The sequence below is a fragment of the Sediminibacillus sp. JSM 1682029 genome (assembly GCF_041366435.1).
In the GTDB taxonomy this organism is placed as follows: domain Bacteria; phylum Bacillota; class Bacilli; order Bacillales; family Amphibacillaceae; genus Sediminibacillus; species Sediminibacillus terrae.
In genome coordinates, this window is sequence record NZ_JBEWYY010000006.1 from 240,279 (window position 1) to 252,942 (window position 12,664).

Consider the following 12,664-nt stretch of genomic DNA (forward strand, 5'->3'; position numbering starts at 1 on the left):
ACCCTTTACTCGATAACTACCGAAACAGTATCACCGTTTGCTGATTTCACATCAACAATTTGGCCGTCCAGTTCATTTTCGATCGCTTCTAAAATCAGATCGATATCGATATCTTTCACATATTGTTCAGACTGAGGAATTTTGGAAGCAATATTGTGACCGGCCGATAAAACGACCTTTACCAGCTTGATCGGAAGGTTCACATTGACGTTGTCATTTTCAGTAGAGATGACGCGTATCTTTAATGTTTTGTCCATGAAGCCAGCAGTCTTCTGGGAAGTATCACTTGGTTCAACCGAAGCACTCTGTTCCTTTTCTTTTAAAACTTGAATTAGTTCAGCGCCCTTTTCCGCATCAACCTGGCCTTCCTGGACCATTGCCAACACTTTTTCAATCTCATTTTTCATTTCACATTCCTCCTATTCATCTTTTAAGATTTTGATTGCTTCATCTGCGGAGATTTCTCCCCTTTCCAGCATCATGACGACCTTTTTCTCGTCTACTTCCTTCTTCTTCTTTCGTTCATAACCCAATGCGGATGCAATGTCATTCAGCTTGCCCCGAACGGTTGGATAGGAAATTCCAAGTTCTTTTTCAACCTCTTTAATATTGCCTCTGCATACGAGAAAAACTTCAACAAAATGAAGCTGCTCTTTCGTTAATGAAGCAAACTTGAATAACTCGAATTCGTTCTCGATGGTCGTCTGGCAATGTGAGCAATTCAGTTTCGTAACCGTGAGTTTTTGTGAACAAACAGGACAATTGGTTAGTAGTGGATGAGCCATATCTGATTCCTTTCTTTTTTGTTTGATTTGATTATATACAACAAAATTAATAATGTAAACTTAAATTGTTTATATTATTAATTAAATAATTAATTTTATTGATTTTTAGTTTTATTTTTTCAATCGATGATGTTTAAATTTAAAATATACTCCATGCACTCACGAGATTCGGCTGATTAAGCGGAAAGCAGAAACTTAATCATCCTGTTTATAGACACAAAAAAGATGCCTATGACAAACACAAAGCCCTGTACAGAGGCATCTAAAAAAAGAATCCTTTATAACCAGCAAATAATTGTCCACCATACCTATCAAGTGTAGATTGAATGAATGAAATCAATTCCGTTTTATCATCTGTCTTCACGTATTCCTTTGTATATTTAACCAGTTTATCAGACAAATCTTTATCATATGATTTAAGGTTTCTAGCAACCCACTTCCCTTCCCCAAACCAATTGCCGTCCACCCTTAAAACCAGTTCGGTTAACGTATGGATCAACTTATTTAAAATAAATAAACTTTCTTCAAAATCCTCTGAAATTCTGAAGTCTGACAAAAAATCTGTGATCTGATACCTCGCTGCATTTATTCTGTCCTCATCCCAAAGTTGCGGGCCCTGTTCATAAAGTTCTTTTGCCTCTCTTTGCAGTTTCTTTCCATCCCCATGTTTATCTTCTATAAGTACACCTTCGGCACACATTTTAAGGATGGTGGGCATCCCTTTATATCTAGCTGTTTGAAATTCCAACTCAAGAGAAAAAGCTGTATAAATAAATGCTTCGATTTTCCACCCTAGAAAATGAAAACATTCAAGTCTTGGTGTTTCTGTTTCATCAATGATAATGAAGTCAATATCCGATTCTGTTGTCACATTTCCATAAACAGCACTTCCACCTAACAAAGCTACATCTGACTCAGGAAAGTGTGAAACGATAAACTGTTGAGCTATCCGCTTGATCGACTCTCTCATATAAACACCTCCCATACCAGGATATTCACCTAAATGATTGGTGTTCTAAAAGGCATTATCTATCTGAAAAGTCCTGAATCATTTTCGCTATAGATTTTCGTCCTCCCTTTTTAACTTTCCACTGTTTTTCAGCATATTATAGATCGACTATGTATATTTGGCTCATAAATGGAAAAGGATTCTGGCTTTACCCAACTGATTGATATATGGACTGGTACACGCCGGACAATTGTACGGTTTCCTTGAAAGGTTTGTCGCCTGTTATCCAGTCCTTACTTTGTACTTAAAAACAAAGGGCCCTTGTGCAAGTTAAAACCACAGGTCCTTATAAAAGTAAATGGATATGGGAGTGTTATTATGGGAGCTATCAAGGGGGCAGAATTTCTTGACCGCATCAATTCGCTGAAAACTGAAATTTGGCTAGATGGAAAAAAGGTTCAGGGAAAAATCTCTGAGCACCCCGCATTCAAAGGAATCCTTCAGACAAAGGCTTCCCTATATGATATGCAGCATGACCCTGAATTGAAAGATGAAATGACTTTCTTTTCACCGAATACAGGGGATGCTGTCGGGCTTTCTTTCTTGCAGCCCAAAACAAAAGAGGACTTAATCAAAAGACGAAAAGTAAGTGAGCATTGGGCCAGGAAAACGAAGGGCTTTATGGGAAGAAGTCCTGATTATCTCAATTCCGCTGTGATGAGCTTCGCTTCCTCATCTCCTCTGTTAAAAGGAAAAGTCAATTGTTTTCCAGAGAATATCCGATCCTTACATGAAATGGCTATGGAAAAAGACCTTTCGTTCACCCATACATTTGTCACCCCTCAAGTAAATCGTTCCATTACCTACTCTGAGTCCTCTGAGGAAGAACCCATCGTCGCCCGGGTGATTGATCGAAACGAAGAAGGAATAATTATTAAAGGCGCACGCCTTTTAGCTACTCAAGGCGGGTTGACCGACGAAGTGCTAGTTACTAGTACTCCTAATTTTTTACTGGATGAAAATGAAGCTTTTGCCTTCTCCATTCCGTCAGATACGAAAGGTTTAAAGTTTATTTGCAGAGAGTCATTTGTGGGCGGGGAGTCCCTTTTCAATCACCCTTTAAGCTCTCGATTCGAAGAGATGGATACCATCCTTGTTTTCGACAATGTATTCGTACCGTGGAATCGGGTATTTTATTATGACAATGGAGTTGCAGCCGCTGAATTCTCATTCCAAAATTCTTTTCATACTTTTACAGCCCATCAATCCTTGATCAGACGAATTGTCAAAACCGAATTCTTTCTAGGGCTGGCGGAGCTTCTCGTACAAACAATCAATGTGAGCGAGTATCAACATATCCAAGATAAGCTGTCAGAAATCATCGTTGGTCTTGAAACAATGAAAGCTCTATTGGAGAAGGCAGAAAACGATGCAGCTTTGGATAAGTGGGGGACCATGCGTCCAAGTGATGTTCCACTGCAGGTTGCCAATAACATCTTTCCCAAAATTTATCCTCGCTTCACTGAAATTGTTCAATTAATCGGGGCCAGCGGACTGGTTGGATTACCTACGGAAAACGCCTTTCATTCCTCGATCCGATCTGATATCGATCAGTATCTCCAAGCCGCAACGAAGAACGCAGAGGACCGGGTGAAAATATTCCGGTTGGCCTGGGACCTGACCATGAGTTCGTTCGGAACGAGACAAACTCAATTTGAAAGGTACTTTTTTGGAGACCCGATCCGATTATCAAGCCGCCTGTACAAAGCCTATCCACTTGCTGGTTATGTGAAGGAAGTCGGGGGTTTTTTAGGATTGGAATCGGATGATAAATAATGAATTTTATTAAAGATTTTTTATAAGGTCACGTACTCTTTCATGTTTCCACTGATTTGAAAGAGTTTTGCGACACGTTTTCGTAATTATCTTATCGCTTTAGGTTATGCACGGTTTACATCGGTTTGTTTCTGACATACCTTATCTTCTTTTCTTTTTTAGCATGAAAAGAATTATTGTATGAAAAAAGCCAACAAACCTGTTTAAAATGTTTGTTGGCTTCATAGAACTGTCCCCTTGTGAATGGAGGCGTGATGTCCAGTTCCATCATCGAACGGAATAAACAGTCCGGATGCAAATCAAGCAAATGGACGGAAGGACTTGATCTAGTGGGATTTCGTTATAGCACCACAGCAGCCAGCACACCAAAAATAAACAAAGGGATGTTGTAATGCATGAATGTCGGTACACATGTATCCCATATATGATGGTGTTTTCCATCCGCATTCAACCCAGAGGTGGGACCTAACGTACTATCGGAAGCCGGCGAGCCTGCATCCCCCAATCCTGCAGCCGTTCCAATCAAAGCCGCAGTAGCCATCGGTGAAAAACCGACTTCCAAACAAATCGGCACGAACAGCGCTGCAATAATCGGAATGGTGCCGAAGGAAGAGCCGATCCCTATTGTTACCAATAGCCCGACAAGCAACATCACCACTGCAATAACAAGGTGACTGGTACCCAAAAATTGGGAGGCTGAAGTAACAAGTGCTTTGATTGCGCCTGTACCTGTCAAAACCTTTGCATAACCTGAAGCAATCAGCATGACAAATGCAATCATACCCATCATGTGAATACCTTCGTTCACAAAACGATCCCCGTCTCTAAACGGGACGACAACAAGTGCAAACATGAAAACAATCCCTGTAAGCGCCCCCAAAACCAGAGACTCGGTAATCAGTTGAACAACGAGGGCGGCGGCAATGGCTATTAATGTAAGGAAATGATGTTTTGAAAATACAAGTTGTTCGTGTTCCGCCGACGCAGCAATCTCCCCTTCTGCTAACGGGGAATCACTTATTGCACTAAGTTCCCTGTCTCTTCTGTAGGTAATAAATATGGCAAATAGTAAACCGGCAACCATACCAACACCCGGAAGGATCATCGCTTTTGTAACAGTTGAAAGTGCTACGTCCATGCCATTAGCAGACATTTCACTTACGATGATTCCCTGAAAAATCAACCCAAAACCAGCTGGTATCGTCAAATAAGGTGCTTTCAGACCAAAAGTCAACGCCGCTGCCACACCGCGTCGGTCCACCTTCATCTTGTCAAACAGATGCAACAACGGTGGAATAAGTATTGGAATAAACGCAATATGAACTGGTACGACATTCTGAGATAAACATGCTGCTCCGGCAATCACTAGTAAAAGAATCGAACGTTTTCCGCTTATTAGTTTTACAAGTCTTTTCACCAAAAAACCGACGATCCCGGAAAAACCGATCATTACAGCGAAAATTCCCAACAAAACATAGCTTAATGCGGTATCGGCCAACCCACCCATGCCGGAAATCAGTAGATTCGTTGTCTCTGTCAAGGAGAGACCGGTCAGCAGTCCGGCTGTCTCAGCAGCTACAATAATGGCAAATATGACATTCACCCGCATTAAACTTAATGCGATGAGAACAAGAACTGAAATAATAACAACCCATTCCATTAACCTTCCCCCTCTTTACTTCTATTCAGAAATTGTAATACCACATGTGCTGCAATCCGGCTTGTCATGTTACGAAAGTCAATCGTCGGATCAATTTCAACAATATCGATGGCACGTACAGATTTTTCACCTCCAAGATAATGAACCGCCTCCAGAAGCGTTTCGCTGTCCATGCCTCCTGGGCCGATTGCGGGGCACCCGGGAGCAAACGCTTGATCCAATACATCCATATCAACGGAGACATAGATTACATCGACTTTTTCTTTCAAACGATTTACACTTTCTCGTAAAATATCAGTGATGCTGCGCCGCCGCACATCCTTCATCGTATAAATGGATACACCGTGGTCCTTCCCGTAATCATGGTATTCGCGGCTATTTGAAAAGCTGCGGATGCCGATTTGGACGAGATTTTCTCCTTTTAACGTACCGGACTCTATTAGATTTCGGAAAGGCGTACCGTTGGAAGGCCCCCCATCTATTAAATTCCGCAAATCATGATGGGCATCGAATTGAATAACGCCGACTGTTCCCCTTGCTTTGGAAAAAGCTTTGATACTCGGGGAGCTTATCGAATGGTCACCTCCGAAAATGATCGGAGTCATTTCTGTCTGTGATCGGAATACTTCATAAAATGCATCTTCAATGCGTTGCTGGGATTTAATCAGGTCCGTCACGTGCATGTTCACGTCGCCAAAATCATGTAATTGGATAGACTTCAGATCCACATTGTCCTCAATGGCATATGTGGTGTAGGAAGAAAAAGCGGAACGGATGGCCCCGGGTGCACTCGCCGCACCAGAATGACTGATAGACGGCTTGGAAAGCGGGGCACCAAGAACACCAAAGCCTTTCACTTTTTTCCCATTCCATGGCACGATGAGTTCGTGCGCCTTTGTCACTTCGCTATCTTTGAAAGTCGCTTTTCCCGCAGGGCATAAATAGGGGATGTCAGCCATGCCAACCACCTCTTTCAAACACTTTTTCACCGTTTTTCCATACAGTGTTAACATGATTCACTCCATAGTGATATGGAATATACAAGTAGTTTGGCGCATCCCAGATGACGATGTCCGCAGCTCGGCCCACAGCAATTATTCCTGCTTGATCCCCGCGGCCGATTGCATGAGCCGCATTCACTGTTACCGCATGCCAAATTTCTTCCGGAGTCATTTTCAGATTCAAGGCAGCCAGATTCATAATGAATTGTAAGTTTTCGGTTACGGAACTACCCGGATTGAAATCGGTCGAAAGTGCAACCGACACACCTGCTTCTATCATGTCTCTCGCTCTTGCGTGCTTTTCTTTCCCAAGATAAAACGAAGTTCCGGGAAGCAATGTAGCAATCACGTTGTTTTCCGCAAGCATTTGGATGCCTTTATCGCTTGTGCCGACAAGATGATCAGCTGAAATCGCCCCGACTTCCGCAGCCATTTCCGCTCCCCCGAGAGGATCAATTTCATCGGCATGAATTTTAACCTCGAACCCGGATTCTTTTGCTTTTTGTAAATACTCACGGGACTGCTCCACACTGAAAACACCCGTTTCACAGAAGATATCAACAAATTCGGCAAGGTTTTTTTCTTTGATTTCGGGAAGCATTGCTATCATTTCATTTAAAAACGTATCAGGGTCGTCTTTATAATCTTCAGGTATCGCATGGGCGCCCAGGAAGGTCAAAACCACATCAAGTTTGTGCTCCTCCTGAAGTTGTTTCGCAACCCGCATTTGTTTCATTTCCGTTTCATAATCAAGCCCGTATCCGCTTTTCGCTTCCATCGTTGTAATTCCATAGCTCATCATCCGGTTGAGATGAAATCTTGCTTTTTCGAGCAGCTCTTCCTCCGGCGTTTCACGCGTGGATTGGACGGTTGAAAGAATGCCTCCGCCCTGTTTTAAAATATCAAGGTATGGCACGCCTTGTTGTTTCAACGCCATTTCGTGCTCACGTGATCCGCCGAATACGAGATGCGTGTGCGGCTCGACGAGTCCTGGTGTCACTAATTTTCTTTGGCAGTCAATTTTTTCTTTTGCCTCGATGTGTTTTAAGTCATCTGTTTTTCCAACAGCAATGACCTTGCCGTCTTTGATAGCGACTGCGCCGTCCTCTAAAACATCGAGTTTGCTCATATTTTGGCCTTTCACCGGCCCCTCGCTGCCATCCATCGTTAACAGTTGACCAATTTGATATAACAGTATATCTGCTTCTTGTGTCACTCTTCTCCACTCCCTGTAAAAGATAATGGGAAGCAGACAGTATTCTGGACTGTCTGCACTCCCGTCATGTCTATTCCATCATTGGTAAATGAACACCTTTTTCTTTCGCGGTTTGAATCGCAAGATCGTAACCGGCATCAACATGGCGGGCAATACCCATACCCGGGTCTGAGGTGAGGACTCGTTCCAAACGTTTCGCCGCTTCTTCTGTCCCATCGGCAACTATAACCATGCCCGCATGCATTGAATACCCCATTCCGACACCGCCGCCGTGGTGGACGGACACCCAGCTGGCCCCGTTCACACTGTTGATCATGGCATTTAAGATCGGCCAGTCGGCAATTGCGTCACTGCCGTCCTTCATCCCTTCTGTCTCTCGATTCGGCGATGCAACCGAACCACAGTCAAGGTGATCGCGACCTATGACAATCGGTGCTGAAATTTCACCAGATGCGACCATTTCATTAATGATTTTGCCAAACTTTGCTCTTTCTCCATAACCGAGCCAGCAGATTCTGGAAGGAAGTCCCTGGAAAGATACCTGCTCCCTTGCCATTTTGATCCACTTGCATAGGTGTTCGTTATCGGCAAACTCTCTTAATATCACTTCATCTGTTTTATAAATATCTTCTGGATCACCCGAAAGCGCAACCCAGCGGAACGGACCTTTTCCTTCACAAAACTGCGGGCGAATAAATGCCGGGACGAACCCAGGAAAATCGAACGCACTTTTGAGACCTTCGTTATACGCTTCTTGCCGAATGTTGTTCCCGTAATCAAACGTAACCGCACCCGCCTTTTGCAACTCAAGCATCGCTTGAACGTGGTCTTTAATGCTTGATTTCGCTCGCTTTAAGTATTCGTCAGGATTGGTTTTTCGAAGCTCTTCGCCTTCACTAAGGGACATCCCTATCGGCAAATAACCGTTTAATGGATCGTGTGCAGAGGTTTGATCTGTCACAAGATCCGGAACTTCCCCGCGACGCACGAGTTCTGGCAAAATTTCAGCGGCATTGCCAAAAAGCCCGATCGACAGGGGTTTGCCTTCATTCATTGCTTCCTTCGCCAACGTGAGCGCTTCATTCAAAGACTCTACCATCAAGTCACAATATTTCGTATCAATCCGGCGCTGAATACGTTTTTTATCACATTCAATGGCGATGACCACCCCTTCATTCATCGTGACAGAAAGAGGCTGAGCTCCACCCATGCCACCGAGGCCGGCAGTAACCGTCAACGTCCCTTTAAGTGAGCCGTTAAAGTGCTGGCGTGCTGCTTCCGCAAACGTTTCATATGTTCCTTGTAAAATACCTTGTGAGCCGATATAAATCCAGCTTCCGGCCGTCATTTGGCCGTACATCATTAAGCCTTTTTTTTCAAGGTCCCGGAACGTTTCCCAGTTTGCCCACGCAGGAACAATATTTGAGTTGGCAAGCAATACACGCGGCGCATCGGCATGTGATTTGAATACGGCAACCGGTTTTCCGGATTGGACAAGCATCGTTTCATCATTTTCAAGCGTCCTTAACGTTTCGACAATTTTGTGATAGCTTTCCCAGTTGCGGGCCGCTTTTCCGATCCCGCCATATACTACAAGTTCTTCAGGCTTTTCAGCCACCTCCGGATCGAGATTGTTCATCAGCATCCGATAAGCGGCCTCCTGAATCCATCCCTTCGTATTTAATGTGGTTCCCCTTGGTGCACGAATGTTTGTTTTTACCTCTGCCATGATCATCTCTCCCTTTATATGAATTGTTTTTCTTCACTTAATGGATGTAAAATCGAATCCCAATTTCCTTGTTTCATCCATAATGCAACAGACTCAATATCTTTTGAAAAGGCACGGTCCTTTGTCATGGATTGGACAATCTCGCGCCCTTTCCGGTATATCCTCTGTGTTCGTGGGGCCATGTGTTGGACACCCCGAAACTCTGAAGCCTGCAATGCACAGATCATTTCGATCGCTACAACTCTTCTTGTATTGGCAATGATTTGCATAGCGTGTCTGGCCGCGATCGTTCCCATGCTGACGTGGTCTTCCTGGTTAGCTGATGACGGAATCGAGTCGACGCTGGCTGGATGTGCAAGTGTTTTGTTTTCAGACACGAGGGAAGCCGCACTGTATTGCATGATCATCGCTCCAGATTCCAGCCCCGGCTTGGCGCTTAAAAACGCCGGCAAATCGTTTAACTGGGGATTGACTAGCCGTTCAATACGGCGTTCCGAAATGTTGGCAAGCTCGGCAACTGCAATCCCTAAAAAGTCCATGGCCAATGCAATCGGCTGGCCGTGAAAATTGCCGCCTGAGATGATTTTCTGGCCGCCTTCAAAAATGAGTGGGTTGTCTGTGGCCGCATTGATCTCGATTTCGAGCTTATCTTTTACATAGTTAAGGGTTTGCCAAGTCGCGCCATGTACCTGAGGAATACAGCGTAGTGAATAAGCATCCTGGACCCGGATTTCCCCTTGCCTGGTAATAAGATTGCTTCCATCAAGATATCGACGCATCCGTTCTGCCACGTCAACTTGTTCCGGGTACCCTCTTGCGAAATGGATATCTTCGTCAAACGCATCAATGATTCCGCGTAACCCTTCCATCGTCACGGAAGCAGTGGCTTCGGTTTGTAGTGCGAGTTTTTCCGCTTCCAAATAAGAAACGACTCCCACCGCTGTCATGGCTTGCGTACCATTGATCAGAGCCAGGCCTTCTTTCGCGGTTAATGTAATCGGCGTAAGTCCGACAGTGCCAAAAGCTTTCATTGTCGGCATTCTCTCACCTTTATAAAACACTTCCCCTTCCCCGATTAAAACCAATGCCAAATGGGAAAGAGGAGCAAGGTCACCGCTAGCTCCAAGTGAACCTTGTTGGGGAACAACGGGATGAACATGCTCATTCAGTAAGACTAACAATTTTTCTATCAGTTGTTTTCTTACACCCGAATATCCCTTCAGAAGCGCATTCGCCCTAAGCAACACCATGGCACGGCTGACGATTTCGGGAAACGGTTCGCCGACACCGCAGGCATGGCTGCGAATCAAGTTCAATTGCAGTTCTTCGACATCTCCTTTTTCGATTAACACGTCACTCATCTTTCCGAATCCGGTGTTGATTCCGTAAACGGTTTTTCCTTCGTTGACTACATTCTCTACTGCTTGGCGGCTTTTGCTGACACATTCCCAGCTCTCCTTTGAAGCCTGCACTTTTTCCTGATCGTACAAAACGTGTTTGACATCATCTAACGTTAATGAATGTCCTTCCAATGTAATCATTTTATGCTCCTTTCCTCTACCGTAATAAAGTGGATATAAAAAGGGGCTGTACCAAAGAAAATTTGATTTCTTCGGTACAGCCCCCTATTCGCTAATATCTATGGGCTACATTATATGTGATTGATTCCCAATCCAATGGTTTCGTGCTCCAATCCCTTGACAGGAGCACCAATCGTTCCATAAAGCGCAATGGCCAACCATTCGCCTTCTTCTTCGTTGTCGTACGGATTTCCCCGCACGAGCGCGAATCTTAATCCGACCGTCCGTAATATTGTACCCAACTGGACTTGCCCGCGGGTCACACCGTGAAGCGCTTCGATGGTCGCATGGTACAAGGCGTGCAATTCCCTGTAAAGATCGGCTTTGATAATACCGTTTCTTTTCGCCGCTGTTTCGATAGCTGCAACCACCTTGTGTGAATCCATCGAACCTACTTTCCCTGTACAAAACTGCCAATTTTGACGCTCAATTTGCTTATTAAAATCAGGATCGTTTTCAAATTGTTCATTTAATACCAACAGCATCGCCTGCTTGCCAATTCGTCGGTCAACCTGTAACAGCAAGTTCGATCACTCTCTTCTAATATCTAAAGAACTACCACTATTGTAATCGCTTACAAAGGTGATGTCAAAGTATTTTTTGAAAATTTATATTATTACTAACACTAATGTCTTTTATGGAATTGTGTTAGCAAAATGTTAGCAATTTACTCGCCTGAGTACAGCCACTAAAATTACAACTTGCCATTAACGAATTTACCATATAGAAACGTTTGATGTTTTTAACATCATTTTCTATTGAATAGGATGGTTGTACTCTTCAGTCTCGCCTTCATTAAACATACGAATCCTTAGAAGGCTTTGCTCGTATTAGATAGAAAATATCTGAACGGTAGCGTTCTATATGTAACACTTGAAGATTTGATTTCTCCAAAACCATACTTAAATCTCTGTCACAATGACATCCAGAAATCTTTGAGTATAGGGGGTCAATTATTTTTTGCGTAACAGAAAATAATCGATTGGTACTGAGTCCATGTTCCATAAGCAATACGAGCCCATCCTTCCGACACCAACGATTAAATTGATTTAATGTGTCAATAGGATCAGGATAGCTGCAGAGGGATAGGGTAGAAACAATGCTATCAAAAGAGTTATCTTCAAGAATCAGGTCTTCAACATCTGCTTCAATAAAGTTTGCTTTTACTTGATAAATGGAAGCAGCTTCCTTGGCACTCTTAATCATATTTGGGCTGAAGTCAACACCAGTTATCTCAACTTGCTCTCTATCATAGTAAGGAAAATTGGCGCCAACACCAATACCTACCTCCAGTACTCTTCCAGACGCATGTTTAATCAGTTTATTTCTCCAGTCAGCAAGCATTTTATTTCTACGATGTCTTTCATACATCTTTACCTGATTATCATACTTTTTGATTAGCTTTTCTTTTCCCAATTACTTTTACCTCCCAAAATCGATTAAAAAGTACGTGTGCAAAATTGCTTGGCAAGATAAGCTCCCGCAGGGCAAACTTGGTCTCTATAGTAAAGTTAATTCCACATCTACAAGAGTTACTCCTTTAATTTAAAAACAACGCCATTCAATTGAACAACATATTTATAAATGCCCACAAATGTTTAAGAAACCCATTTACTTCCGGTTTGGCTCTTTTTCACATTTATTCATATAAGGCAGAGCTTTACTACGAAGTAATGGGCTACTAATCTGGCCCTAGGCAATCACTATAACTGTTATGGTGAAATTTTTTTAAGTAATTATAATAAGGTATGAGAACATAAGAACTAGTTTCACTAAAAAAAGAAAGAGGCTTCTCAAAAGTTCAAATCAACTAATGAGAAGCCTCTTTTATATACTTGATGTTAGCATTTTGTTAGCACATCACTTCAAAACCCTTATATAGCAAGGGGTTGAGCGACCATCACATCA

The 12,664-nt window shown here is 43.2% G+C and carries 11 protein-coding genes; 1 reads left to right on the forward strand and 10 read right to left on the reverse strand.

Annotated features, from left to right (window positions below; genetic code table 11):
- Positions 1-5 precede the first annotated feature (5 nt).
- The 3 genes from ABVF09_RS12360 to ABVF09_RS12370 form a co-directional block, all read right to left on the reverse strand.
- Positions 6-407: a hypothetical protein gene (locus ABVF09_RS12360; RefSeq protein ID WP_371069314.1), complete on the reverse strand. Its 402-nt coding sequence runs from the start codon at positions 405-407 to the stop codon at positions 6-8.
- A 12-nt stretch (positions 408-419) separates the two neighbouring features.
- Positions 420-785: a DUF2089 domain-containing protein gene (locus ABVF09_RS12365; RefSeq protein WP_371069315.1), complete on the reverse strand. Its 366-nt coding sequence runs from the start codon at positions 783-785 to the stop codon at positions 420-422.
- Between the two features lie 262 nt (positions 786-1,047).
- A complete protein-coding gene (locus ABVF09_RS12370) occupies positions 1,048-1,755 on the reverse strand; it encodes a nucleotidyltransferase domain-containing protein (protein ID WP_371069316.1) in 708 nt (235 codons plus the stop codon).
- 357 nt (positions 1,756-2,112) lie between these two features.
- Between ABVF09_RS12370 and hpaB the strand changes: the two genes are divergently transcribed.
- Positions 2,113-3,570 carry a 4-hydroxyphenylacetate 3-monooxygenase, oxygenase component gene (hpaB, locus tag ABVF09_RS12375; RefSeq protein WP_371069317.1) on the forward strand — a complete coding sequence of 486 codons (1,458 nt, stop codon included), beginning with the start codon at positions 2,113-2,115 and terminating at the stop codon, positions 3,568-3,570.
- A 340-nt stretch (positions 3,571-3,910) separates the two neighbouring features.
- Here the strand turns inward: hpaB and ABVF09_RS12380 are convergent, their stop codons facing one another.
- From ABVF09_RS12380 to ABVF09_RS12410, 7 genes are all read right to left on the reverse strand, one after another.
- Positions 3,911-5,230, reverse strand: coding sequence for a Na+/H+ antiporter family protein (locus ABVF09_RS12380; RefSeq protein ID WP_371069318.1), 1,320 nt, complete (start codon positions 5,228-5,230; stop codon positions 3,911-3,913).
- A complete protein-coding gene (gene hutG, locus ABVF09_RS12385; protein WP_371069319.1) occupies positions 5,230-6,189 on the reverse strand; it encodes a formimidoylglutamase in 960 nt (319 codons plus the stop codon). The genes ABVF09_RS12380 and hutG overlap by 1 nt, the downstream gene beginning before the upstream one ends.
- The gene (gene hutI / locus ABVF09_RS12390) at positions 6,182-7,396 is read right to left on the reverse strand and encodes an imidazolonepropionase (RefSeq protein ID WP_371069342.1); all 1,215 of its coding nucleotides are present in this window, start codon (positions 7,394-7,396) and stop codon (positions 6,182-6,184) included. The genes hutG and hutI overlap by 8 nt, the downstream gene beginning before the upstream one ends.
- 121 nt (positions 7,397-7,517) lie before the next feature.
- Entirely contained in the window at positions 7,518-9,176 is a 1,659-nt protein-coding gene (gene hutU, locus ABVF09_RS12395) for a urocanate hydratase (RefSeq protein ID WP_371069320.1), read from the reverse strand.
- A 14-nt stretch (positions 9,177-9,190) separates the two neighbouring features.
- Positions 9,191-10,717 (reverse strand): histidine ammonia-lyase, encoded by a 1,527-nt coding sequence (gene hutH, locus ABVF09_RS12400; protein WP_371069321.1) that lies wholly within the window; start codon positions 10,715-10,717, stop codon positions 9,191-9,193.
- A gap of 110 nt (positions 10,718-10,827) precedes the next feature.
- Complete coding sequence (hutP, locus tag ABVF09_RS12405) at positions 10,828-11,280, reverse strand: histidine utilization transcription antiterminator HutP (RefSeq protein WP_371069322.1); 453 nt, start codon at positions 11,278-11,280, stop codon at positions 10,828-10,830.
- Positions 11,281-11,551: 271 nt separating this feature from the next.
- Positions 11,552-12,172, reverse strand: coding sequence for a class I SAM-dependent methyltransferase (locus ABVF09_RS12410; protein ID WP_371069323.1), 621 nt, complete (start codon positions 12,170-12,172; stop codon positions 11,552-11,554).
- Between the last annotated feature and the right edge of the window lie 492 nt (positions 12,173-12,664).

Excerpts from the sequence above, each read along its gene's own strand:
- ABVF09_RS12360 (WP_371069314.1), bottom strand. The coding sequence starts at position 407 with ATGAAAAATGAGATTGAAAAAGTGTTGGCAATGGTCCAGGAAGGCCAG.
- ABVF09_RS12365 (WP_371069315.1), bottom strand. The coding sequence starts at position 785 with ATGGCTCATCCACTACTAACCAATTGTCCTGTTTGTTCACAAAAACTC.
- ABVF09_RS12370 (WP_371069316.1), bottom strand. The coding sequence starts at position 1,755 with ATGAGAGAGTCGATCAAGCGGATAGCTCAACAGTTTATCGTTTCACAC.
- hpaB (WP_371069317.1), top strand. The coding sequence starts at position 2,113 with ATGGGAGCTATCAAGGGGGCAGAATTTCTTGACCGCATCAATTCGCTG.
- ABVF09_RS12380 (WP_371069318.1), bottom strand. The coding sequence starts at position 5,230 with ATGGAATGGGTTGTTATTATTTCAGTTCTTGTTCTCATCGCATTAAGT.
- hutG (WP_371069319.1), bottom strand. The coding sequence starts at position 6,189 with ATGGCTGACATCCCCTATTTATGCCCTGCGGGAAAAGCGACTTTCAAA.
- hutI (WP_371069342.1), bottom strand. The coding sequence starts at position 7,396 with ATGGATGGCAGCGAGGGGCCGGTGAAAGGCCAAAATATGAGCAAACTC.
- hutU (WP_371069320.1), bottom strand. The coding sequence starts at position 9,176 with ATGGCAGAGGTAAAAACAAACATTCGTGCACCAAGGGGAACCACATTA.
- hutH (WP_371069321.1), bottom strand. The coding sequence starts at position 10,717 with ATGATTACATTGGAAGGACATTCATTAACGTTAGATGATGTCAAACAC.